Below are 25,517 nucleotides of genomic sequence, written 5' to 3' on the forward strand. Positions count from 1 at the left end.
ACTGATTCACACCTCACCTGCAAGCGCAAATACAAAGCCAGACACAAAATCGTGTCTGGCCGTCTTATTATTGAAGTTTGAAAAAACGTATTTGGTCTGAAAGGTTAATCGACATTCTTGCCAATTCGTCTGCGGCCTGATTGCTGTCTTGAATCATGTTAACCGTCTGATCGACTTGGTCTCTTACCGATACGACACTTTGGTTGATCATTTCCGCTGTCGCACTCTGCTCTTCTGTTGCCGCTGCAATTTGTGTGTTCAGAGCATTCGTTTGTTCAATATTGGTAGAGATACTAATAAAGGCATCGTTCGCAGATGCAGATTGATGAACCGTCTCCTCAAGCATTCGCTGTCCTGCATCGATGGAATCTACCACTTGGGTCGTGTTCTGCTGCAACGTATGAATTCGATCTCCAATTTTCTCTACTGCTTTTTGAGTTTCTTGAGCCAACTGACGCACTTCATCCGCAACGACTGCAAATCCACGTCCTTGGTCACCAGCCCTTGCAGCCTCAATCGCTGCGTTTAATGCAAGTAAGTTGGTTTGCTCTGCGATGGTTTGGATGACTTGGGTGATGTCTGCGACTTCGGCCGTACCATTGGACAATGTCGCAACTTTCTGGCTCATAGTGCCCATTTGACTTGCTAATCCACCTACTTGCTCAGTCGCACTTTGCATGACAACTTGCCCCTGCTCAGACACCTCCGACGCCACTTCGGCCTCACGAGACGCGCCATTCGCATTCTGTGCAACTTCAGCGATCGCTACCGTCATCTCGTTAACCGCTGTCGCGACTTGGTCGGTTTCCATTTGTTGCGATTGTGCATTACTTAATATCTCAGAGTTTACGGCTGATAACTCTTCGGAAGCGGAAGCAAGAAGATCACTGCATGAAATAACTTCAGAAACGGTTTTATACAACTGCTCTTCCATGTGATGTAAGGCATCAAGCATTTCTGCCACCTCATCACTCCCCTTCACTTGTTGCTGCTCTGCAGAGATTTCACCGCGGCTCAACTTCTCTGCCACTTGCTTTGCGAACAAGACATTGTTGGTAATATCGCGGGATATAAACACGCACAGCAAAGACAAAGCCGGAAGTCCGATGAACAGCGCTAATGCTACGTTAATCGTGGCTTCTTCAGTAGTCTGTTGTATCTCTTCTTTTAGTACGTTCTGGTCATTGACGGCATCTGTTTTAATACCGTTGATTTGTTCTGAAATATCAAAACCAATCTCCTTTAACACGTCCCATCGAGCATTTCTTTCTCGAATTAACACAGCCACCTGAGACAAGGAACTCGCAAAGCTTTCCGTTAGTGCATTTAACTGCTCTTGATTAACATAACCAAGTTGCGTCAAATACAATTTCCACTCGTCGAGCTTTGATTCAAACTTCTGATAGTCTCCCTCATTATTGGTCAATAGGTATTCTGTAGCTTCTTGTGTTAGCGCTTTAAACACCAAGGCGGCATCAGCAAGCTCTGCACGATATTGCGTTACATCGGTCGCTTCTGAAAGACGTTTTTCTAACTTTGATTCCACTTGCTTTTGAAAAGAGACAAGTTCGGCAACCTTTAGATCTCGCTCTTTCATTAAGCGAGAAACGTCATTTAGATTGTCCATGTAGCGAACCAATTCAGAAGTCACTTTTTCAAATCGAGTTTTACGCTCTGGATCGAAGGCATTTTCAGCCTGCTTTTGGGCTTCTTGATGGGCGAATTTTAACGCTTCCATAGATTGAGAGAAAAATTGTGGGTCGCGATTCGTCCGATACGTCAATGCATTGGTTCGAGCGGTCAAAAGGTTCGTTTCGATTTCGGTTGCTTCAAACGCAGTGGTATTGATGGTTTGAAAATGAATAAAATTATTGTTGATGTGTTTGGTGGTAACAATACCAACCGCGGTGATTGCAAATAGCACCAAAATAACGGCACTTAAAATCAGGTAAAACTTATGTTTTATTTTTTTAATCTTGTTTAGCATTCCGCCTAACTCCGTGAGAACAGCAAGAATGAAATACTAAAAACCCACGGATTCAGGTGCAAACTGGCCAATCAAAGTGAAACAACCTATCTAATTGTTATCATTGAGTTTATTTTAGAATGTCAGCTTTTTCCGACGAGAAACAAAGATTGATACGTCAATGTAAGACCGTCATTCTTTCACGTGCTATCTAATTGATTCTATTATTTTTAGCGTGACACTTTCTCATATTCGAGACACACCTTTTCAAATAATGAAATTGTCATTTTCACCCACTCCTCACGGATTTTTCCTACAATCCTACCTCGTTAAATAAGTGCTGAAAGGAAGCGGCAAGTAAATTGAAATATAAGGTGAGGCACAAATATGAATAACGTTCTTATTATCGACGACCAACCGTTATATAGCGAAGCACTCGCTTCTCTTGTTCAAACCGCTTTCCAATCTGTTAACGTCGTGGAGTCAACAGACAGCGCTGAAGTTATGGAAATCATTCGTAACCAACCTGTAGATTTGGTTATTTTAGACGTCGTGCTAGGTGATCGAGACGGCATGCGCTTGGCTAAGAACATATTAGCGACGGGCTACCAAGGCAAAATCTTGTTTATTTCTTCTCGTGATTATTCAAGTTTGTCTAAAGCCGCATTTGAAATGGGTGCACACGGCTTTTTAAATAAGAATGAAGCGAAAGCCACCATTATGGATGCCATCGTCAGTGTGACTCGTGGATATTCGATGTTTAAAGCGACGCATAACCAATCATCGGGTAACGTCACTTTATCTAATCGTGAAGCAATGGTGTTCCACTACCTTGCCCAGGGTTACTCAAATAAGAAGATATCTGAGCAACTGTCACTGAGTGCTAAGACCATCAGTACGTACAAAACTCGAATTTTGAAGAAGTATCATGCTGAGTCTGTCGTAGAACTTCTCAACACCCTTCCTCAAGAAGAGTGTGGCAGTCTTTGTTGTTAGTTTCGCTTTAACGCAGTCAGGTTAGGTAATTACGTATCTCGCGATAGCATCAGTTAATAGCTGGTGCATCGAGTTGTAGCGATGAGTTTGCTTCATTTGTACCACCACTTTTGGGCGCCCTTCAGGATAGAAGGTTTCAGGTACAGGAATAAAATGAAAACCATCAATCGGTTTTTGATACTCCAGCAAAATTGTCGCTGCGGCCCTTGTTCTGATCACCTTGAGTAAGCTGGTGATATTTCCGATAGTCGCAACCCGATCAATATTCAATCCGCCCTGCTCAAGCGCTCGCTTGGTGACTTGCTCCCTATCCTTCCAACCTGCGAGCTCAAGCAAAATGAACTTAAGCTCACACGCTTTTTCTAAATTGGTAATACCCAGTTCTTCAGGCACGACAATCACGGCTGGCGCGTAACCGATAAACTGCTGATGAATGGATTTTGGGTATTCTTCATTAAAATAGTGCAGTTGCATGTCTACTTTGTCTTCAAGAATATCGTCAATCGTATTGTCGGTACTGCTTGCCACATTAACGTAGGCATTGGGAAACAAATCCATTAAGTCACCTAAAAGCAAGTCACCAAAAGATTGTTGAGCAGATTGCGGTAAGCAGATAGTGATGCTCTTGTCATAAGACAGAGGATCAAACTCTCGCCTTACGAGACAAGACTCAAGTTGGTCGAGAGCATCTGTGATTTCTGGTAGCTTTCGCTTCAAATAGTCTGTCGGTTCAAAGTGATGAGCGTGACGAATGAAAAGCTCATCTTCCAGTTGTGTTCGCAAACGAGTGAGGTATTTACTGATAGATGCTTCGCTTTTACCTAGCGCTTTCGCAACAGGCTTAAGTTGGCGATGTCGTTCTAGCAGCACCAGTATTTTGAGGAGGTTTAGGTCTAGATCTTTATTCACAGCGCGGTTACCAAATAGAATCAAAGATTAAAATTGTGATTTTTATAATTACCTTCAGCCAAATACAAAGAAAGCAGCCTTTGTATAGGCTGCTTTACTATAGAAGACCAAAGTCACGTTTTGGTCAAGTTTATCAAACTCTTATATCGCTGCTTACTGACATTTAAGTCATTTACCACGATTTGCAGACATAAGACACTGTCTCAATTTAGCATCGCCTGCGCTTACACTCGTACAAATCCTCGTCAGCACGCATGATGACATCGTTCAACGTCTCGTGCTCGGTGCTCATGGCGATACCAGTACTTACGCTAACGTCGATATCTAAGCTCTTTAAACGGTTCTCCTTCACCACTGAACGCAGTTTCTTGGCCAGCATTAGCGATTTGCTCTCGCTGCAATCAGGAAGAATCGCGATAAACTCATCACCACCAGTCCGAATCAGATAATCCGTCGCTCTGAAGACTTTTTTCATCGCATCCGCAATTATCGAGATAACCTCGTCACCAACATGGTGGCCGTATTTATCGTTGATACGTTTTACTCTATCGCCATCAATCGCAATGACAGTGAAAGTGGTCATTTTAATCTTGTTCTTGAACGCCTGCTCTTTAAAGACCTTACGATTAAACAACCCGGTGAGCTCGTCTTTGGTTGCATCGCTAATGGCATTTGCTAGCTGAATCTTACTCTCTTTGGATTCCTGCGCTTTGGAGTAATAACCAAATATCACTGCGAACATAATGAGGTACAAGAACCCAAAATCGATCAGTATTTTACTAAACGGATACTTATAAACGATGAGGTTATTGTTATCCGCAACATAGGTCTGCGTGTAAGCAAAATCTGGCCACGGGTAATGCGGGAAATAGACCACAACGTGCTTGTTGCCATTATTAATGTCTACCGTGAGTGCTTTACCCTCCGCTCTCAGAGAATCAAGAAATATCTGTTCCCCAAACTCTCCAACAATCTGTCCTTGGTAATACACAGGGCTAATGACACTGAATGCCCTACTGTCCGAATAAGTGGTTTTAAACGGCTGTGAAATCAAAATCCGATCGGCTAATTGATCTTTCCATGCCGCCAAAACGCACGAGTTAGTCTCTTTACACCAATCAACATCAAATGGTGCTGCTAAGTTCTCGAGCTCTTCGATTGGATTTTCAAGAATAAACTTGTTAGCGGTATAGGAACGAAAGTAAAGCACCACGTCAATTCGTTCATAAACGTTTGATAGGTAGCCTTCGGCTTCATGTAAAACTTTACGCGCGACAGATTCCACATAATCTAGCTCACTTCCCGCTTCAAGCGCATAAACTGCATCTTGGAAGCTAAACTCCGTAAGCTCTCCAATTTCCTTTGCCGTTTTCCCCTCGTAACGAGCTAATTCAGATTCCATGAGCAGACCAAGCAAGGTTACCTTCTGCTTGGTCTTAGAAATTCCCTGAGTGTAGATCTTAAATTGTTTCACCTCATGAGAAATCAGCATTGCGCCAATCATGGTCATTGAGGTTGTAAACAAAAGCGTGGCAAAGAAAAAAGACAAATAGATGTTTTTTAAATTCATCCTTTCTCCTGTTAAGTGCTCACAACTTTTGCCAGTTCAACGATGTTTTTTACATTGAACTTATCCAGAACGCGTCGCTTGTAGGTGCTAACGGTCTTGTCACTGATAGACAGGACGTCCGCGATATCTCGGTTACTCTTCCCTTGCAATAGCAACTTCATAACGGCGCTTTCACGGCTGGATAGCGTCGGTACATTTCGATGTTCTTCGACCGTTTGTTTGAATTTGAAGAAGGAGTACCCTTTCGCTACGGCTTCTATCGCATCTTTCAAAATTTCATGGTTTTCGGACTTACACACATAACCATCAGCGCCCGAGCGAAACGCCATTTGACTATACATGTGGCTGGTCTCAGCAGAGAAGAAGATGACCTTGCCACTAAAACCGTGAGATTTAATACGCTTATAAAAATCGTACCCATCACAGTCCGCGAGATTCACATCCAAAATGAGCAGACCGATATCCGATTCTTTCAGTGTTTTTAGTGCGTCTTTTGAGCTTGTTGCCGTCATAACTTCATTTGCAATGCCTAGGCTTTCGACCAAGGATTTAATTGCAATGCAAACCAGTGGGTGATCATCAAAGATCAAGCAGTTCATTTTATTCATCATTCTTTTAATTCAATATCGTTATTGCTTCTAATGGCATAGGTTTATCGATGTAATAGCCTTGGCACACATCAACGGTATATTGGCGCATGGCCTCTAGCGTCACCTCGTCTTCCACCCCCTCTGCGACGACGCTAATGTTTAAGCTTTTTGCTAGTGCGCATATCGCTAACACTATGTTTTTCTTTTTCGGGTCATGAATTAACCCTTGAACGAATGAACGGTCGATTTTCAGCTCGTTGAAAGGCAGTTGAGCAAGCTTTTCTAACGAGGATGATCCGGTACCGAAATCATCAATACTGATCGTCACTCCATTCATTCGAAATTTAAGTAGGTTCTTATAGAGCGCTGGACTGGTTTGAAACGTGTCTCGCTCTGTTATCTCTATCGTAAATCGGTCTGGACTGATGCCATGCTCCTGACAACGGGCGATAAATTGGTTCGCAAATTCCGCATCTTCTAAGTTGTCATGATCGACATTGAGCGACACATGTTGCTTGAGCCCGCGATTTTTCATGTCGTATAACGCGTTACTAAACACTGCATCAAATAACTCTGCTGATAAATGACAACGTTCCACGATCGAAAGGAAATTATGTGGAGCAAGCACGCCGTAAATCGGATGAAACCAACGAGCAAGCGCCTCATAACCGACAATCTCGCCGGAGTTGGCATCTGCTAAAGGTTGGTAATAGTTTTTGACTTTACCCTCAGCCAATGCGAACAAAAACTCTTGGTCTTGAACGCAGATATTCTGTTGGAAATGTGTATTTTTAACCGGTTCAAGCCCCGATCTTCTCAGCATTTCGACTACTTGGCTTTCATCGTAGGGTTTAAGTAACTTACCCAGTACTTCAAAACTGAACGTCTCGCACATGGCGCGTACAGCAGTGACGATTGTCAGTTCCATCGCACTGACCAGCACGACTTTGCCGCGATAGCCAATCTGGTTAAGCATTTCCATCATGTCGATGCCATCTTTGTTTGGCATTTGCAGATCACAAAAGATAATGTCGATAATCGTCGATTTTGCGTGTGCAATGGCTTTGTCGACGTTATCAAATGACGCAACGTCCACGTCGTGACGCAGCAACATTTGCTTTAACAGCGTAATTTGCAGTGGATGGTCATCAATCACCATCGCGTTAAGTGGTTTATTCATGAGCTTTTATCCAATGTTCTGCGAGGTTGATTTCTTGTTCGATTCGGTCAATAAGGCCAGTGACATGTGATTCAAAGTCAGCGTCGCTCGCCTGCTCTGCTTCAACACACAGTTCGGCTAAAATGCTAACGCCAATGGCACCGAGCGCTCCCTTAATGCCGTGGATAATGCGTTTCTTCTCTAGCTTGCTTTCTGCTTGTTTTAAGTTGGAAACGTCTTGTGTCATCGAACTCTTAAACACATTCGCAATCTCATGCGCATCTTGCTTTCTGAACTTCTCGATCCACTCAGGCCATTTCGCCTCTTTTTCTTGACCAAGGTAAGGCAGCAGCTTCGACTTGAGTTTTTCTAAGTCATACGGCTTGTATAAGATGTCATCAATCCCGATATTTTTGGCTCGCTCATTGGCTAAGCGAGAATCCTCTGCTGTCACGCCAATTACAGGGATCGAAGCGTGCTCTGGTGTTGCTTTAAGCTTCTTCACTAGCTCAAAGCCATCCATCTCTGGCATATGGAAATCGGTCAGCACTAAGATCACTTGATCGTCACGGTTAACGTATTGCCAAGCTTCTAGTCCGTTACTGACGATCACAGGCTCAATGCCAAGCTCTCGCAGTTGCATCGTAATTACGCTTTGGTTAATCGGATTGTCTTCTGCGACCAAAACAGAACCGTGCTTCCAATACACATCACTGAGTTTTTTAGTTTGCTTTGGCTTCAATGAACAATCTTGTGTTAACAGCGCCAAAAGTGTGTCGGGGTACTTGGCATCAGAAGGAGAAAGCTCACATTCGCGGTTCTCTCCACACACCAAATTGAGACCTTGGAATTTGCCTTGAGATGAAAACTTACCCGCCAAGCATGGCGCTACATCCGTAGACTCCATTCCCCAGACTAGACACCAATCACGCACGTTCGCAGGTAAGGTTGGTGAGAAGGTATAACGAATGGCCGCTTGCGGTTCAGCTTCACAGAAAATCACTGGTAGCTTCACCACCATTGTCGTGCCTAGGCCGAATTGGGAATCGATGCAGAGATCCCCGCCCATGCATTCCACAAGACGGTCAACAATACTCAAGCCCAGCCCAGTACCACCGTACTTACGTGTGATCGTGTCATCGGCTTGCACGAATGGTTGGAGAATGCCATCAAGCTGTGTCTCCGTCATGCCGATGCCTGTGTCTGCAATCTTGAGGATCAACTGTCCTTCATTCATTGCAACGCTGACGCTGATTTCACCATCGGTGGTAAACTTCACCGCGTTAGATAATAAGTTTGTGGTGATCTGAACCAAACGCACGGCATCAACTTTCAACCAAGGATTCACAAACGGTTTGAAAGTCACACGGTAATCCAAACCTTTGCTTACGGCTTTTGGCTCGAAGCTACGTACAACATCACTGAGTGTGGTCACCACATTGGTTTTGGTCGGTGTGACTTTTAATTGACCCGCTTCAAGCTTGGAGTAATCAAGAACCTCATCCACCAGTAGGTTCAAGTGATTAAGAGAACGCATCGCTTGGGTGATGAGTTCTTTACTAGACTCGCGATTAGTCTGACGGGTCAACAAGTCAAGCAAGCCGTGTGCCGCAGACAGCGGAGTTCTCAATTCGTGGCTCATCGTCGCCAAAAAGTTTTCTCGCGCTCGAACCGCTGTTTGTGCCTTCTCTTGGGCATCAATGAGCGCAAACTCTCGCTCTTTCTGCTCGGTGATATCTTGTAAAACGGTTAAAACGAACTTCTTCTTGCTGCTCGGTGAAAGAATGGATTTGCGCTCTCGATAAACATGTTGAATACCGAGCTTACAAGCATTAGATGCCGTCGTATCGGATATACGCTTTCCTGCAATCACTTGGCGCAGTTCGCGTACGTTATCCACCAGCGGTTTCGCCCCTTTTCGGCTTTGAATCGTACAGCCTTTACAGCGATTATTGCGGTACAAAGAACAGTTGCTCATTTGGATCTGATTATCTTCACCGTGGATAAAAACAATGCTGTTGATCTCTTGTATTATCTCCATCAGCCACTGTTTTTCTTTTTCTTCGTTGGTCGCGTTGAGCTCCGCCAGATTCACTTTTAACTTAAGATGAGCCAGAACGAAGTAAACAATGGCAAGTAAGATGACGAACACTACCGCGACAAACAGAACGATGGTAAAGATATGCTCTTCGTCGTATCCATAGACCAAGTTGAAGTTACGGTATGTACGGTTGAGTTTGTCTATCTCTTTGGCATCGATCGTGTCGATGATGCTGTCGAGGATCTTCTTTAACTTGGTGTTGTGGTTTGCTACAGCAAAAGCAATAGAAAGCGTAAGGACGTCTTTCTCGCTGATAAGTAGCCCATCGATATTATCTTGCGCAATCATGCTGTGAACGATGTCGTCCGGGACATAGGCGACATCGATCTCCCCCGATTTCAAATCGCTAAGCAACTGCTTTAAATCGTCGTAACGAGTGAAACGCTCTTCTTTCCATGAATCTAGATTCACCAACCCCTGTTTTTTTAGGCTCATTAATATGCCCGATTTCGCATCGTGAGGCGGATGACTGTCTACATCGAGCGCTTCAATCGCGACAAAGTTGTTGTGCATAAAAGGTTTGGTGATGAGCCAGTCTGAAGAACGCGCATGATCTACATAGGCGACAGGAACAATGTCGGCGCTAAATGCAGTCAAACCACTGTTTAAGCTGCTGCTAGGTTTTAAATACTCAAACTTGAGTCCCGTCCTAGATTGAATGAGGTCAATAAAATCCGGTAGGAAGCCATCTAAACGACCAGTGTGCGCATTTCTGAACAGAAACGGGAACGCCTCTTCGCTACTGCTGTAAGTGATGGTCTCTTTGTTCTTGAGATCACGGCGGTATTCGACCAGCAATTTGTCGTTGACGTGATAAGGGTTTTTCGATGCAACAGAGCGAATGTTTTTACCATTGCGCTCCCAACTTAAAATGCGATCAATTCTATCGACAAGCGCTTGGTTTTCCTTAGAGGTAATAAAACTCACATCCTCCTCGTTTAACCAACTTGGGATATCAACCGAACCATTCACAATGTCGTTCTGATCTAGATATTGGTTGATCGCGACATAGGTTGAGATCAGCGCATTTGCACGGCCAGTTCTCACCTCTTCAAATGCTTTAGCACGTGTTTGAACTTCGCGAACTTTGGTTGCGCCCATGTCTTTCAGGAACTCACAATATACGGTCCCTACCACGCATACCCATTGCAGTTCTCGAGGGTCGCGTTTGTAGTAACTGTTTTCGCGATACCAAACAGCGACGGTGCTAGAGAAGAAAGGTTCAGAGAAAATGAATCGGGCTTCACGCTCAGGGGTTTTACTAAAACCAACGGCCCCGTCAATCTTGCCACTTTCAATATCATTGAGGATATCGGGAATGTTGTCATAAGAGCGCAGAACAAGCTTGAGATTGAGAACCTTCGCAATGTTCGTCAGGTACTCTAGGTTAATACCATAGAAGGCGTTCACCTTGATACCGGCGTTAGGGTCATCGGACTTTTGTGCGATCACGCCAACCACAACGGCATCAGTTGGTTCTTCCGTAGCGAGAGAATAGTTTGAAGACGCAATTCCGATGAATGCGGCAAAAAATACAACGGTTTTTCTTAGAATGCTGAACATAACGACTTCCACAACTTGGGAGGTCAGACTAATTTGCACAGCTTAAATGTCAAACTTCGACAGTTTGAGAAATGTTTTTATATCACTGTTATTAAAAGAGTTTATTCGATTTCGTCAGGACATTCTTACAAAATTATCCACCTTGGACTACAACACATTTGCGTAGACCATCTCATCATCAACACGAAACTGTTTGCACAACAAATAAACAGCATAACGTGCGTCACAATAAACAAAAAAGTATAATTAGACACCAGCTTGTGATGAAAAAAAGGCCACACTAGTTAAGTGTGGACTTGATGATTATTCAACCAGACATGCTATTTCATTAAGACAATGAAACTGATTTTTCCCGTTATTCTTGGCTAGATACATCGCCATATCGGCTTCATTGATTTTCTCGTCCAATGTCGAACCGTCTTCTCTCGACCAATAACTCACACCGATGCTGGCAGAGATGTCACACGTTACGTCACCAAACTGAAATGGCTTGGATAAACTTTCTATGATGCGTTGTGCAATAGGCTCACAACTTGTCGCATCCCTTACAGCAATCAAAAACTCGTCACCAGCTAAACGCGAAACTAAATCTCTGCGAGCGACGCAGTTCATCAAGCGTTGAGCAACGACCTTGAGCAGTTGGTCGCCTATCGCATGACCATATTTGTCATTCACGGCTTTAAATCCATCTAAGTCGACAAACAAGATATGCTGAGAAGCACCGACATCGTGCTTTTCTTGCAGACGGCGCATTGCTTTGGAGCGGTTCGCAAGCCCAGTGAGCGGGTCATGATTCGCTTGGTAGTTCAAACGCTTCAATTCAATGTCAATGGTGAGATCGGTAAAGGAAACCACAAAGGCTTCTGCTCTGCCCGTTTCACTCTTCAATACACGTACTTTCAACTCACAAGGCATCACCCGCCCTTGTTGGTTTTTGAGCTCTACATGCGTCTTGTAGTGCCCAGTTTTGAGTAATCGCAGTTTGACGGCCTTTGTGACTTCAAAAGGCGATAAAAGCTCTAACGTTTTTAATGCATCGACTTCACCAAACCATTGTGTCGCGGCGTGGTTTTGAGTTTGAATGCCCAATGCTCGATTAAGCACTAAGATTGCGTCTTGGTTTTGATCGAACATCAGATCCAGTAATTTACGGCGTTGCTCGGAAAGCGTTTGCTCCGTGATGTCTTGCAACTGAATCAGGCTACTCTTTTCCGTGTCCATTGGATTACAAGAGATGAGATAACGTTTGGTCTTATCCAAACTGCGAACTTCAACACCTTTTACGGTCGTGTGCGTGTCGATGGCAAACATCACTCGCTCAATTTTTGACAGAGGTTCAAAGCGGCTCACGAGCAAACGTCTGATTTCAGAGTTTACCTCCATACCTCGTAATTCTTTAGACGCGATCGGGTTAAAGTACGTAACCCTATGACTTGAAGAAACCACCAGAACGCAACGTTGCATTGCATCGAGCGCACTGTGTATATAACGGTTTTTGTCCTCAACACGTTTTAGAACCTGCGCGACCTGAGACTCACGTTCTGCCAAGCTCATGGTCATTTCATTAAAGCACTCTGTCAGCTTCCCTACTTCATCCTGGTGGTAAACAGGCAATGCTTTACGAATCACCCCGACTTTACTCATATGCTCTACAGAGCGATGTAAAGACAAAAGCGGCAACGAGATAAGCGAATGCAGCAGCTTCGCCAACGCCCATGCACACATAGACAGCAGCAGCACGATAACGCCAAGCGATAACCACATCTTGCGCTCATTGATGAGTAAGTTTTCTAACGATACCCAAATCTCTAACGCGCCAAGCTTTTCATCACCTAAGACCACATCATAATGACGCATCACAACATTAAGGTGCGAGCACTTCAAGGTACGGCTCTGCCATTCACAGCCTTTTGGTAGATCTTCAATCGATGCGATGGTTTTATCATGTTGATTCACCACTAGCGCTGAAATCACATCAGGGTCAAAACTCAGGTTAATCAGTTGCTCTTTCGCGGTGTATGAATCGTCAAACATCAATGCTGCTTGAAGTGTATTCGCAACCCCTTGACCAAGAATATTGGTACGACGCTCTAACGCACTCTCTTGAGCTAGGACTAAGTATTGAATAGCAAGCGTGCCAAGACCTATCACAATGAGGGTAATCATAAGCCAAGTTGGAAGCATCATTTTGTGACGCAGTGGCAATCGAGCGAGACGAGAGCGAATCATGGCACCACCTCATCTTCGACTAGAATCGAAATACTGAGCAACTGTGCACGAAGCTGTACTTGAGTGGGCGCCACATGTCCGCGCGACACCATAGGGCGGATACGGTTATTGACTTTCACAAATGCAACCATTCCTCCCATCAAAACAAACTGTTCACCATTGCTGATTAACAGCGAATGAGGGTAAGTTTCTCTCAGCGTTTCAATCTGGGAAGGCTTCGCTTGTGGAATATAAAGAATATGGCAAGTACTCGGCTTTACATCGCTTGACAGGTCATAGTAACGAGAGAGCTGAGGCTTGCGAGCAACAATGCGTTTTAAATGCTCAGCGACGGAGTCACCCTCAGACACACAATATTCTACAGGCGCAATAGACTTGCCTGTTGCCCCCCAATCGGCGAGTAAAGCAAATCGGTACAAGTAGACAGCTTTTAAATCGGCATCGTCATACTGGCCGAACGCGAATGTTGCACTTAGCAATGCCCATAAGGTTATGCCCCATTTAAAGGCTGAACTCTTCTCGAATCGTCTCACCATCTGGCGTAATCCCAAACTAGCGTCAACCAATACTGTGTGCCATTTGCAAAAGAGTTGTAATTGTTAGGAAACTCTTTGCTTTGGTCAGCCCCTAAGTTCTCGACCGATGCGGTAATCTCTGGCATACAATCGTTGTACTGCCAGCTTAGAGATGCATCAAAGGAAACGACTTCAGGCCAGTTGTAGTCTTTATTGGCAACTGACACTGGATTCAATGCTGACTCATAATCTTCATGCAGTTTCGATTCAGCAACATATTGACCACTGACACTTACCCACCATTGCGGCGTGATGTCCCACATTACTTGCGCATTCACAAAGTGGTTTGGCTCATTTTCAATCATTCGTTTTACAGCATCATTATTTGAGCAAATGGTACCTTCACAATGACCAACAATTCGCTTGTAACTGTAGTTAGCATTAATTTGGAGATCATCACGGGGTTGCCATTTCACAGCGATTTCACCACCAAAACTTTCGCTCCATATCGGGTCAATCAGCTTAGATGTATATTGTTCCACCACAGTGCCTATAGTTCCCGGAGATGAGCCATCCGCGATAATGTTTTGAGCCGCAGATTCAGTTTTATAAACGCGAATGTTTTCGTGTCGGGTGTAAAAGCCACCGATGCTGAATTGCAAACGATGCTCATCCCAAAAACGATAACCAAGTTCATACGTAGATACAGACTCGACATCCAGATCTTCATTGCCTTTAAGCAACGTACTGTAGTAGTAATCGTAATAGTTGTTATCGCTGAACATTACGTTCTGCATGTATTGGTTTTCACGCAGATAAGTACTCAATTCAAGGCGTGACGGCGTCACTATTGCTTTGCCCCAACCTGCCCAAATTCTTTGGTTGCTTGCAAGTTCATAACTCAAGCGAACTTGCGGTTGCGGATCGATATCATGAGTCAGGTTATTGTATTGCCAACGGTTGCCCAGCGTTAACTTGGTCTTGTCCATGACGGAAATATTCCAGTTCATGTACACGCCGTAAGACTGGTTAAGAAAATCAGGATCTTCCGCTACACGTAAATAAGGCATAGTGACCTCATCACGCTTTGAAAAGGTGCCAAATTGCTCATCAATCAGGCGTACGTTGCCACCAAGGGTTAACTCGGTACCCCATAAATCAGAGAAAGTGTAATGTGAATCAAGGTCGGTTCTGAAAAACTGGGCATTAGCATGAGTACTGTCGTTAGAGCTGTAGGTAAACCAAACTTCGTTTTCCCAACTGTCGCCATTGGCGCGATCAAAAATATGATGGCCCCCAACGAAGTACTCTTGCATCGTCATTTCGGTTTCAAAAGAACGCATAGGCTCTGCACCTGGCATGATGAAATGCGGTTGGAAGTTACCCCAGTTGTAATCTTCACGTGAGCGAATCCCACCAGCCTGAACACTCAAAGTATGTTCATGCTTCTGATAATCCAAACGACCACCGAATCGCTCGGTATACACATTGAAATGCTGAAACGGCTGTACACGCGCTTCATCGCTGGTCCATGGCATGTGATCTACGAACTCGCCGTAAAGACTGTAGTTTGCGTATTCACCCGCAGAGCCCGCATGATGGAGCTGATATTCACTGTAATCGTAGTTTCCGAAACTGGCTGACACCTTCCCTTTTGCCGCACCCTCTGCCTCTTTTGTGATGACGTTAATAACACCGGTTACGGCATTGCCGCCCCATACTGTGCCAACTGGACCGAGTACAATTTCGATCTGAGCAATGTTATCCATACTGACGGGGATTAAATCCCAATCCACACCAGAAGACATCGGGTTAAACACACTACGACCATCAACCATGACCAACATTTTATTGTTCAGGGTTTCGTTGTTGCCACGCACGGTGACACCCCAATCGTAATTGGAGTATTTCGCGACATGCAGTCCGGGTGCCAAAGATAACGCATCAGCCACAGAACGCGCACCAGAGCGTTTAATCTCTTTTGCGGTAATGACATATACAGACGCGGGTGTATCTGCAAGGGATTGCGAGGTTCGAGTGGCCGAAACAACCTTGGTTTCAGCCAAGGAGCACAATGGCATTTCGAGTAAAGAATCTAGATCATAGTTAGCAGAGGCAGGAGCAACAACTCCAAACGTGGATGCAATCACGAGGTTTAACGACAAACGCATAGGGGTATTTCTCAACGTTTGAACGCAAAAAATGGTATTTGGGGGAAGAGGTTCAAACGTTAAATTACAGTGTATCTATATGAGTACAGTGTACCATTTGCCCTAGTGTGGTTCATTTTAAACCAACGCCAATTACGCTGAGTTATTTTTGTCGAGACGATTAATTGATGTCCCAGATGGTCGGTGTTGGGGGTAGAAAGTAAAAAGCGCCGACAGGCGCTTTAATAAAAACGTATTAATTCCAAACGGGCTCGCCGTACTCTTCACAGCGTTTTTTATCATAGTATTCAATACGCCCACCTTTACCGACAAACTGTGCCTGCACTACCATTCCAGCATCCACAAACTCTCGGAAATAGTCGCATGACACATAAAAACTGCTGTCCTGAATGACTACAGGTACCCATTCGTAACCGCCGCTACGAGGTAAGTAAGACTTGAATACAATGGTCCCATCGTCAGAAACCTCAATCGCTTGGTCATATTCATTAAGTTTGTAGAAACGCTGCCCATCGAGTTCGGCTTTCGCATGTTCTATAGTTTCTTGAGTTGCCGTAGAAGTCAGTGTTTGATTCGGCATTGTTTGACAGCCGACGACCGATGTTGCCGCCGCCAACAACAAAGTTAATTTCGTTGTTCTATTCATTATGTCCTAACCACTGTGGATTCATTAGCCACGTTCTCATCTTTTATTTGTTAGAGTAGTATCCGATTGAATAAAAGAAAAAGCGCCTTTCGGCGCTTATTATACATCCCTAACCCAAACGTCCTTGACGTCTTTTTTAAGAAGGTCAATCACACTTTGGTGAATGAAAACTAAGCCAAAATCTTCTTCTAGTTTAAATATCAATCGTTCTTCTAAGGGGATATTTTCTAATTTAGAGAAGTCAAACTCTGTTGATTCAATGTCTAGCCAGTTTAACTTGCCGTATTGTTTTGCTTTATCCGTCAATTTATAAGTTTGATGGATGTAAGGCATACGATAATCTTCATAAACTTTAATTTCATCATCAGATGGCTGGCTTGGAGAACAATCCACGCGAGCGTCTAACCACTCTACTCCATGTACGACTAGTTTCTCTACTTTTGACGCAATATCACTAATGATAAATAGCTTCGGAGAAAAAGTCATTTCCAAAAGCAGATCAGGCTCTACTGGCACTATTGGCTTAGGGCTTTGCTGGAATGGGAAGTTAGTTAACGTCTGCTTCGTTAAAATAACATATTTTTCTTTCATAATTTATTTCCTAAACTTAGTGAAGCGGCTAATCGTTGAAAACTAATTGATCTTAAAAATTTATACGATGCCAGCAAACGCTTCCATTTTAACCTTAAAAATGATTAAATATCTTATAAACCACCATAGGAAATAAATCATGATTAAAGTAAAGTGTTTTAAATTTGAAGTTGAGTACAAAGTAAAAAAATCTCATATACAAGACTATTTTTTAGATGAACAGTATCTTGATCTTAAACTAACAGATGAACAGGTTGTTACTCCTTACGTTAAGCTCACTCCAAACCAGTCAGACATACCTAAATTCGACTTAATTGACATGATTGACGGTTATATTGTAGACCACTTTAATGTCATTAGTTGTGCTGTAACTGAATTTGAAGATCATCTAATCATAAATAGTATTTTCACCTTAGAGTTTGATCAAAATAGTACTATAACGTTAAGAGATAACATAATTAAAATTCAACAAGATGATGGAAGTTATGAGTATTGCATAACTCCTTCATTTAGCAGCGCTGACTCTCCATCACTGACCAAACCTAGCTTATTAGATATCAAAAACTCATCTATGAAAACTAATGAAAGCATAGAAAACATGACTATGTAAGTTCATTCAAACTCACGCTTTTTACTACTAGATCATTGTTTTTAAGGAGAAGAGATACAATCTCCTTATCCATCAAGATAGAATAATCATCATCAATGAAGAATATTCTATCCTTTTCGCTTATTCGGTTTGACAAGACAGTTATACTTTGTAATGAGAATGCATCGCCTTCTCTATAAAATATTGAATTTTCATTGTCTAGACAATTTATTACGGAGTGAACCTTCATATAAAAGTAGTTCTCAACAACTTTTTTTCCATCCTTAATTAATATAGGTGTAATTGACAAATTATAAATATCTAAAGAAGCCAGAATTCTGGCACTTTCCTCATTAACGATAAAACCATCAGCATAACGATATATGCTTTTCATCTTGTCATCATTTATCTCAGAAGTAGAATAGATAACCAACTTGTTATTATATGAAGTAATTTCATCGTACACTAGTTGAAAAGTTCTTTGATCGGACTCTTGAAAATGAAAATCACTTGTAATGTAGTTTTCTGTAACTTCAAATAACTCTTTAACCATAGATTTCGTACGCCGTTTTTAGTCTAGTTCCAGTCATGGCCAATTGTTTTACAGTGTGAGGAGAGACGTAAAAATTATGGTTTCTATCACTATTACATTTCTCCCTTCCACAACCTAATCCATCTTCCAAAAAGTCTGCACCATTCTTATTTAACTTGATGGTACCGACTGTAATATCATTAGAAATTGTTTTTGATAAATTATCTATTGCGTCAACTATTTCTTGACATTTATAGTCTTTGCATTTTTTCATTATTTTCTTAATTTCCTTTCTAACCTTGCCATTGACTAAAAAGTGATATCCCTCAGAAATATCTGTACCTCTATTTTTCTCTTTTATTTTTTTTACATTTTCTTTAGGAATTACAGTATCTACTGTCCCCCATTCTCGGTGATTACCAATATGATAAGGAACTCTCAACTCGCAAGCCATTGCTTCTATTTGTGCAGGTAGCAGCAGTATATTCTTTGGATGATTAACATTATATAGAGATCTGCGTAGTATCTTCTTGTAATTCTTATTTATATAGTTTAAGGACGATATAGAAACTATATGATGGGGAGCTAAGACTTTTACCGACAAATCTTTGTTTGTAGAGTTGGTAATCCATGGGTGAGAATGAATTGAATTTCCAAACATTTCACAAATAGGAGCCCAGTTTTCACTAAACGACCTAAATCCCACAGCCTTTTTTGGATGTCGACTAAGATTACTTATCGTCAGTTTATTCCATTTACCCATAATATTTATGCCTTTATTAATTTATGTCCGATACACTGTGTTTTAAGTTTTCCTATTTCCTTATTACATATTTTACATCGGCCAGAGTTTTTATCTTTTTCTTCATTCGCCTTCGCAGAGTTCTTTCCTGACTGAGCAGACTCACCTGTATTGTGTTTTACTTTTGCTGGATAGGTTTTCTCACCCTTACCTAAGATACGAGCAAAAAGATCATCAAACTCGCCCATCGCTTCTTTAAGCTTGTCCGGTACCATCTTATCGATGATTTTTACCTCATCCGCTAACTTCAAGAAATACGCACCAAGCTCATCTGCGCCCATTCTGTTTGCGTATGAAGCCAACTCCGTTGCCACTTCAATACAAGGTTTTAGAACATCGCTAACAATCTGGCTGGTTTGCTTGGCGTAATCCATCCAATCTAATGTGCGCAAAAATTTTTCTGGATCGCCTTTACCCATACCTCTTAAAACAGCTAACAAAGTATCTTTTGATGTCCCTTTGCCGCCTTTTAGCGCAACTTTACACGTACCTTTGACTGCACTACCAAATGTAGGAACGCAGCCGACAAGAGTAAGTGAAAGAGCTAACCAGTTTTCAGGCTTATCGCGCTCTTCTTCAGTCAACAAAGTCATAATGTTCGCAGATAAATCGCGCACGTCAGCGGCTTGGTCTACAACAGGAATCATCGTCAGCGCCGTATTGGCGATGATCTGCTCAACGGAAGCATCATCGTTGAAATCACCAAGAATCACGCCCCAAATCCAACTGGCGGCACCAGACATTCGCGTCCAAGCATTTTCCCAGAAACCAACTTCGCCTTTCTTTGTTTCTTCAATGATCAGTTGAGCGTTAGCACTAGGATTAAAGTTCGGATTGGTCTTAGTTGGAACATTCGGCATAAAGTCTCGGCTGTCCTCGCCGTACTCTATGGCAAACTCACCCGGAGCAACGCCACCGACCGAAGCCTTACCGTTGTTGTCTAGTGTTCCTTCAAATACGGCGCCAGATTGATCTGTGAGAGTGTAAGTTGCGCCTTGAACGGGTTCACCGTCTGAGTAAGAGAGGTACAAATCAACCGTATACGTCCCTTCCTGATCTTCCGTAACAGAAACCGATGGGTTTTGAGCGCCGCCAAGACACATGGTATTGGCTTTGTTCATGGTCATTTGGTCAGACAGACGACATACGCCCTTGCCTTCAAACTTAACCGTTGGTGAGGCTGAAATGAATTTTGCTTCGGCTTCTATCGTGCCGGATGCGACGCCTTTTTTATCGCCGCCCGCGTCACCGGTACTTTTTGAGAATGTACTGCCTTTGATTGCGACACTGTTACCGCCATCCATAGAGATAGTCGTAGTGCCACCAGCAAGGTCTGCTGACTTTGCATTGTTACCGTAAGGGATAGGAACGATCGGCTTGCCGACCTTCGTTAAACAAACATCTGGGAGCGTTGCATTCGCTTCACCACCTGAGCCTTTATGAACTATCGAAAGTCCATTTGCACCAACTGTTACGCCCATAACCAATCCATTTGAATTTTGTTGATTGAATAATAAAAGAGATCGCATATTGCAATCTCTCTAAATGACTAGTGAATTTCACTAACCCGCCAGTGAAATTCACGATAAAGCTTAAAACTGGCAGAAGATCTCATTTCGAGATCTTCTGTTTATCGATACACTTCAAGCAATTGCTGGAACTTTAAATCTATAACGATGTAGGTCGCGGCATACATGATCGCGAAGGTTATCGCACTGATGCCTAAAATCAGTTTGGGTGAAATCACCCTTTTTAACGGTTTCTTGAGGTATTTGGCCTTAAGGTTAACGAGAGAGACTTTCTCTTGCTCTGCCAAACGTTCGTCACGTACTAAGCGATAAATGGTATTGCCGATTTCTGCGAGCTTTTCGTTACCGCGTTCTTCACGGCCGTATTTGCCCTGAAAGCCAAGTTGAAGCAGTAAATACAGAAACTCGATAACGTGACGATATTTGCGTGGGTCTGCTTTTAAGCGCTCGAGAATAACGAAGAACTTATCACCGCCGGAGGTCTCATTATGGAACTCTGACAACAAACTGTTCTGGCTCCAATGGCTGTTAGCCCCCCACTCTTGTCGGCAAACCGATTCATCAATCGCAGCGCACAAACAGTATCGGATGACCAAGATGGATGCGCGATCCAATTCCATTTCATTGAGCTTACGTTCACCTTTTCTTATCTCGCGAGCCACTTGTTCACGAAACGGCATTGGGTCATCGAGCCAAGGAATTGAGGACATACAAGACAAACTGGCGATCAACCAAGAGAACTGATCGACCAAAGGGTTGATGCCCATGTTTTCAATGTTTAAGTCTTGTACCGCGATGTTACGAGATAAGTCAGGCGCTGGCATCACCTCCATCGGTTTGCCAGGCTCTGGTTGGAATAAGACTACGGTGACGTCGGTTTCTGCATAACTCATAGACGAACAGCCCATAGTTGCAACGACAAGTTAGCAAAGTCGCCGGCTACGTGAACCGCTATCGCAGCAGTGTTTTTCAGTGCCGCCCACTCTTCGCCTGTCTTATCCAGTTCGAAATAGGTGTAACCCGCATGGTAAGGCAATGCTCGAGGTACAACTGGCATTGGTTTGATCTCGATACCCGGCAGTTGAAGGTTAATCAAGTCACGAATGTTATCGATAGAACCGATCTTCGTTTGGCTAACAAACTGGGTGTGAAGCACATCCAAAGTAACATCGGCTTTAACCGCAAGAATAAAGGTTGTTGTATCAATGATCTTGCTGTCTGGAATCGCTGCCGTTCTAATGCCGTAGTTTTGGTCTCTCAACGTGAGTGGCATTGCACGCTGCTCAGACATCACACTTAATGTCATCTTCGCACTATCCAGTGTGCGCGATAGACAGCTGGTCAAATCGCCGTGATTGTACTTGGTAAACTCAACTGGTCTACGAGATGCCGAACACAAAGTTGAAAGCTCTCCTTCTGCTTGAAGAAGAATGCGGTAAAACGATTCAGGATGAACCCCTTCAGCGCTTGCAAAGTGCCAGAATAATGGCTCGTATCGGTTTAGAGCTTGGAGCAGCATGAAATCAGAAACTGAAGATACACCTTGTTGGTCAACGACACCTAAGCGCTGAACGATAGACTCTGCGCGGTGTTTCAGCATAGAAGCAAATTCGGTCGCAAACTTGTTCAGTACGGTCGAAGCATGGATATCAATACAAGTCGGAATAAAGCTCTCATCTAGGATAACACTTCCGTCTGGCTTCACTTCTGAGATCTTTAGAATTGGGATCGATGTATACGCACTCTTGTCTTCGTGGTCGTACATCAAACAAAAGTTAAGCTTACCGACTACGATGTTTGCCATGTCTTCCGAATCATAGCAAGCGTCGACCGCTTCTTGTGATTCCATGGTGTAACGTGCGCCGTCTTTCTTGGTGCCGAATAGCTCAGAGCGTTCAGAAGGTAACGGACAGCAAAGGTAAACCACTTTATCGGCAATCGAAGGATCTACGTCTTTTACTTCTGGCAGTTCAGCGAGCAGTGGCAGATCAAAAGGGGTTCGGTCTTGAAGAATACCTTCAGCGCGAGTAATACCAATTTTACCCAACGCCAGCAGTTGCGAGTTAATCTCTAAACGTTTAATTCCCCAATGTAGAGGCGATGCATTGGCGCTCAGCATGCTCGACAGTTTACTTTGTGAACGATCGAGTTGCTGAAAGTGCTGCGGCTTCATGAACATTCCATCTTGCCAAACAACTGGATTGTATAAAGACATGCTTTTATTCCTTAAAAGTAAACTTGTTCAATGCCGCGAGTGTTGTCAGAAATTAACTCACTGCCTTCTAACTTGAGTTTGATGTAGTACTCGCTCTTCTCTTCAATCACTTCGACTTTACGCCAAGAAGAGCCGTCAATATCGCGAAACGCTACCGAGAACCCAACGGCACGGGTCGCAGGGTCAAGCTCCAAGAACTCATGGATTTTTTCACCCGGTTGCATTTGGTATTCATAACGTTTGATGTATTCATCGCCCAGTGACGCTTTATCATTCTCAAACAAGGCAAAGAAATCTAAGCTTCGAAACAATACTGGTGATGTCAGTTCATGCACGCGCAAAATAACCGGAGAGGATTGCCCGCCTTCACGAACGTTAAGAACCGAAGAAGCCTCGATCACCAACTCGATTGAGGACGTTTCAGGTGTAATACCGGTTGATTCTTTAAATTGGTCCCACATGGAACAGCCGGATAGCAAAGCACATCCGAGCAACATCGCAATACTACGCATGGCTTCCCTTAATCGCTTTGGTGTAGTTTTTCTTGATCAAACCTTTCAACGATGTCTCATTCATTTGGCGACGATTATTCGCATAGAACTCCAGATACTCACCCCACAATTTTGATTTGGTAGTGAACATAGATTTACTTGCGACGTCGTTTGCAAACGTGACAGGGTCATTCGTTTCAGATTGCTCAATCAGCAACTCATTGAGTGCTTTATTAAAAATAATTTGGTGGTCGTTGATTTCATCTAACATCTGTTCGACCAACTCATTAGGAGACAGTAGATTCTGGCTGTTTAGAGTCAGCATCAATTCCGCTAGGTTAGAATCTGCTTCGCTTAAGCCCTGCTCACCTTTAAGTGACTCCACTTCATGAAGGTCTTTTTGCAAGTTGTCGATACACAAACGAAGACAGGTTCCCATTTGTTTAAACAGGAGTGCTTCATTGCTGATCAATTCGGGATTATTGATCCCTAAACCTTCGTAGAACGCTTTGCTAATGTCGGAAGAAAGTGTGCCTTCCTCAGTAGTGATAGATTCATTGCTGACGAAACCCACTTTGGTTTCCGTAACTTTCGATTCTTGCTGAGCAGATTGCGTCGAAGGAATAAAGGCTTGTGTTACCTCCTCCCATTTCTGACCAACAGGTTCTGTTCTTTGCACCGATTGTTGGACTGGTGGTGGAGTTGGTTGTTCAAATTGTTGCGGGCGAGATTGGTGTACTTCAGGTTGTACTTTCTCAGGTTGAGAGACAAACGCTTCAGAGCTATCTATTCTCTCAGGATTAACAAAATCTTCAGGGATAAAACTGCTATCTCGACGAGGCTGTGTTTCAGGTTCAACAGATGCATTACTCGCGGCGGATCCAGCTAACCAATCTTCTGGGATTAGGTTCGGAATATCGAATTCAGAGTGAATACTGAAGCTATCATCCACAACTTGTCTTGTGTTTTCAATTGGCTTAGTTTGTGCGGCCTCAGGCTTTTCGACATCACGGATAAGATGGTCATCTTCACGCTGCATCGAAAACTTGAGGTGTGCGATAGGGTCATCGCTGTCTACATCGTCCTGTTTCGTTTCCATGAAAAGATCTTCTAACGCACCGACTTTTTCGTCTTCCTCAACGACAGCCTCACCCAAATTAACTAGCGGATCATTTGAGACACGTTCAGGAGCAATATCGGCAGCAATATCTTGAGCCGCAGAAACGTGCTCTAAAGAAACACCAATTTCGTACTGGCCAAGGGACACTACGTCACCATCAACAATCGAAACTGGTTGGTTTTTAAGGATCTTATTGCCGTTTACCATAGTGCCATTGGTTGACACATCACTGATGTAATATGTGTCACCATAAACACTAATAAGGCAGTGGGTTCCAGAGATAAAACGATTATGGTCAGTTAAAGGCAGTGTACAACTTGGCGCACGCCCTACTGAGCCACCACCTTCGGGCATTTCAATATGCTTAGCGCCCGTGTATTCCTCCGGGCACTTTGAAATGAATAGGACTAGCTGATGTGTTTGCATTGCTAAACCTTAAAATAGTAGGGAAACGGACAGCTCTACTCCACCAATTCCATCATTGACTACTGGAAGAATGTAGGAAGCTTGAGGAATGATCTGGATATGGGCATCTGGGTTGCTACCAAGTTTTATTGCGGTACCAAGAGTAACAACCGCACCAAGTTCAAACTGGTCAATGTCTTCAATGCTTTCGTAACGGTAACCGTCTTGGTCTACTTTCCAACGGTTTGAATACTGTGAATAGCCGAACGAAAGTCCAGCACCGACGTAAGGGGTAAAGATGCTCCAAGAGCTCAAGGCATATTGTGGAACAACACGAAGCTCGTAGTTTGTGACTTCTTGATAAACACCGTTTGAAGGTGCGTCGACATCTTCAGCAAGGTAATTAAGACCCAACCACCAACGCCAACGATTATTGTTTTCATCGATAGGACGTGTATGAACTAGACCGTATCGCAACGTGTCTACATCACCGCTAGAACCTTCATCATAGTCAATACTTTCGATTGTCAGCATGTTGACTGAGCCGCCATATCGCTCCCCCTTCGCTAAAGCAAAAGTAGAAAATAGACACATGGCTGAGATTAGCCCAACTTGACTTGGTTTTAGCATTTCGTCCCTCTTTGAAAGCCTTGTAATTATATTCAGGGGCGAAAGATATCAAGTCTCTTTGCTTTTTCAATATGGTAAAAAATAGCCCCATCAAATAAGGCAAATCACCTATAAATAAACGCAATATCACTAGCGATATATTCATAAAAACGGTGAGGGTTATTGTGTAAATATAATGAATCTAGCTTAAGTAACTAA

The 25,517-nt window shown here is 43.3% G+C and carries 21 protein-coding genes; 2 read left to right on the forward strand and 19 right to left on the reverse strand.

What is annotated here, in order from left to right; translation table 11 throughout:
• Nucleotides 1-67: 67 nt before the first annotated feature.
• Nucleotides 68-1,987 carry a HAMP domain-containing methyl-accepting chemotaxis protein gene (locus tag A9237_RS21950; RefSeq protein ID WP_078609672.1) on the reverse strand — a complete coding sequence of 640 codons (1,920 nt, stop codon included), beginning with the start codon at nt 1,985-1,987 and terminating at the stop codon, nt 68-70.
• A gap of 366 nt (nt 1,988-2,353) precedes the next feature.
• Between A9237_RS21950 and A9237_RS21955 the strand changes: the two genes are divergently transcribed.
• Nucleotides 2,354-2,962, forward strand: a complete 609-nt coding sequence (locus A9237_RS21955) for a response regulator transcription factor (protein ID WP_009705265.1) — start codon at nt 2,354-2,356, stop codon at nt 2,960-2,962.
• 21 nt (nt 2,963-2,983) lie between these two features.
• Here the strand turns inward: A9237_RS21955 and A9237_RS21960 are convergent, their stop codons facing one another.
• The 10 genes from A9237_RS21960 to A9237_RS22005 all read right to left on the reverse strand — a co-directional run bounded on the left by A9237_RS21960 (nt 2,984) and on the right by A9237_RS22005 (nt 17,006).
• Nucleotides 2,984-3,871, reverse strand: coding sequence for a LysR family transcriptional regulator (locus A9237_RS21960; protein WP_078610239.1), 888 nt, complete (start codon nt 3,869-3,871; stop codon nt 2,984-2,986).
• A 208-nt stretch (nt 3,872-4,079) separates the two neighbouring features.
• Nucleotides 4,080-5,441 carry a GGDEF domain-containing protein gene (locus A9237_RS21965; RefSeq protein WP_078609673.1) on the reverse strand — a complete coding sequence of 454 codons (1,362 nt, stop codon included), beginning with the start codon at nt 5,439-5,441 and terminating at the stop codon, nt 4,080-4,082.
• An 11-nt stretch (nt 5,442-5,452) separates the two neighbouring features.
• The gene (locus A9237_RS21970; protein ID WP_032802371.1) at nt 5,453-6,052 is read right to left on the reverse strand and encodes a response regulator transcription factor; all 600 of its coding nucleotides are present in this window, start codon (nt 6,050-6,052) and stop codon (nt 5,453-5,455) included.
• A gap of 4 nt (nt 6,053-6,056) precedes the next feature.
• Nucleotides 6,057-7,211 carry an EAL domain-containing response regulator gene (locus A9237_RS21975; protein WP_078609674.1) on the reverse strand — a complete coding sequence of 385 codons (1,155 nt, stop codon included), beginning with the start codon at nt 7,209-7,211 and terminating at the stop codon, nt 6,057-6,059.
• Nucleotides 7,204-10,854 (reverse strand): ATP-binding protein, encoded by a 3,651-nt coding sequence (locus A9237_RS21980; protein WP_045414817.1) that lies wholly within the window; start codon nt 10,852-10,854, stop codon nt 7,204-7,206. Before A9237_RS21980 ends, A9237_RS21975 begins: the two co-directional genes overlap by 8 nt.
• A gap of 303 nt (nt 10,855-11,157) precedes the next feature.
• The gene (locus A9237_RS21985) at nt 11,158-13,083 is read right to left on the reverse strand and encodes a diguanylate cyclase domain-containing protein (RefSeq protein WP_009705259.1); all 1,926 of its coding nucleotides are present in this window, start codon (nt 13,081-13,083) and stop codon (nt 11,158-11,160) included.
• Nucleotides 13,080-13,619, reverse strand: coding sequence for a YfiR family protein (locus A9237_RS21990; protein ID WP_005437953.1), 540 nt, complete (start codon nt 13,617-13,619; stop codon nt 13,080-13,082). Before A9237_RS21990 ends, A9237_RS21985 begins: the two co-directional genes overlap by 4 nt.
• Nucleotides 13,613-15,769, reverse strand: coding sequence for a TonB-dependent receptor plug domain-containing protein (locus A9237_RS21995; protein ID WP_078609675.1), 2,157 nt, complete (start codon nt 15,767-15,769; stop codon nt 13,613-13,615). Before A9237_RS21995 ends, A9237_RS21990 begins: the two co-directional genes overlap by 7 nt.
• A 235-nt stretch (nt 15,770-16,004) precedes the next feature.
• Nucleotides 16,005-16,415, reverse strand: a complete 411-nt coding sequence (locus A9237_RS22000) for a hypothetical protein (RefSeq protein ID WP_078609676.1) — start codon at nt 16,413-16,415, stop codon at nt 16,005-16,007.
• Between the two features lie 99 nt (nt 16,416-16,514).
• Nucleotides 16,515-17,006 (reverse strand): hypothetical protein, encoded by a 492-nt coding sequence (locus tag A9237_RS22005; RefSeq protein ID WP_078609677.1) that lies wholly within the window; start codon nt 17,004-17,006, stop codon nt 16,515-16,517.
• Between the two features lie 139 nt (nt 17,007-17,145).
• Here A9237_RS22005 and A9237_RS22010 point away from each other — a divergent pair, with 139 nt between their 5' ends.
• Nucleotides 17,146-17,616 (forward strand): hypothetical protein, encoded by a 471-nt coding sequence (locus tag A9237_RS22010; RefSeq protein ID WP_078609678.1) that lies wholly within the window; start codon nt 17,146-17,148, stop codon nt 17,614-17,616.
• Here A9237_RS22010 and A9237_RS22015 read toward each other — a convergent pair.
• From A9237_RS22015 to A9237_RS22050, 8 genes are all read right to left on the reverse strand, one after another.
• Nucleotides 17,609-18,148, reverse strand: a complete 540-nt coding sequence (locus A9237_RS22015; RefSeq protein ID WP_078609679.1) for a hypothetical protein — start codon at nt 18,146-18,148, stop codon at nt 17,609-17,611. The genes A9237_RS22010 and A9237_RS22015 overlap by 8 nt on opposite strands.
• Entirely contained in the window at nt 18,141-18,890 is a 750-nt protein-coding gene (locus A9237_RS22020; RefSeq protein WP_078609680.1) for an AHH domain-containing protein, read from the reverse strand. Before A9237_RS22020 ends, A9237_RS22015 begins: the two co-directional genes overlap by 8 nt.
• A gap of 5 nt (nt 18,891-18,895) precedes the next feature.
• Nucleotides 18,896-20,410 carry a PAAR-like domain-containing protein gene (locus tag A9237_RS22025; RefSeq protein WP_078609681.1) on the reverse strand — a complete coding sequence of 505 codons (1,515 nt, stop codon included), beginning with the start codon at nt 20,408-20,410 and terminating at the stop codon, nt 18,896-18,898.
• Between the two features lie 149 nt (nt 20,411-20,559).
• Nucleotides 20,560-21,351 carry a type IVB secretion system protein IcmH/DotU gene (icmH, locus tag A9237_RS22030; protein WP_005449458.1) on the reverse strand — a complete coding sequence of 264 codons (792 nt, stop codon included), beginning with the start codon at nt 21,349-21,351 and terminating at the stop codon, nt 20,560-20,562.
• Nucleotides 21,348-22,673, reverse strand: coding sequence for a type VI secretion system baseplate subunit TssK (gene tssK / locus A9237_RS22035; protein WP_009705250.1), 1,326 nt, complete (start codon nt 22,671-22,673; stop codon nt 21,348-21,350). Before tssK ends, icmH begins: the two co-directional genes overlap by 4 nt.
• Before the next feature lie 11 nt (nt 22,674-22,684).
• Nucleotides 22,685-23,185 carry a type VI secretion system lipoprotein TssJ gene (gene tssJ, locus A9237_RS22040; RefSeq protein WP_020195819.1) on the reverse strand — a complete coding sequence of 167 codons (501 nt, stop codon included), beginning with the start codon at nt 23,183-23,185 and terminating at the stop codon, nt 22,685-22,687.
• The gene (locus A9237_RS22045; protein WP_078609682.1) at nt 23,178-24,710 is read right to left on the reverse strand and encodes a type VI secretion system-associated FHA domain protein; all 1,533 of its coding nucleotides are present in this window, start codon (nt 24,708-24,710) and stop codon (nt 23,178-23,180) included. Before A9237_RS22045 ends, tssJ begins: the two co-directional genes overlap by 8 nt.
• 9 nt (nt 24,711-24,719) lie before the next feature.
• Nucleotides 24,720-25,319, reverse strand: a complete 600-nt coding sequence (locus tag A9237_RS22050) for a hypothetical protein (RefSeq protein ID WP_009705248.1) — start codon at nt 25,317-25,319, stop codon at nt 24,720-24,722.
• Between the last annotated feature and the right edge of the window lie 198 nt (nt 25,320-25,517).

Source organism: Vibrio owensii (assembly GCF_002021755.1).
Taxonomy (GTDB): domain Bacteria; phylum Pseudomonadota; class Gammaproteobacteria; order Enterobacterales; family Vibrionaceae; genus Vibrio; species Vibrio owensii.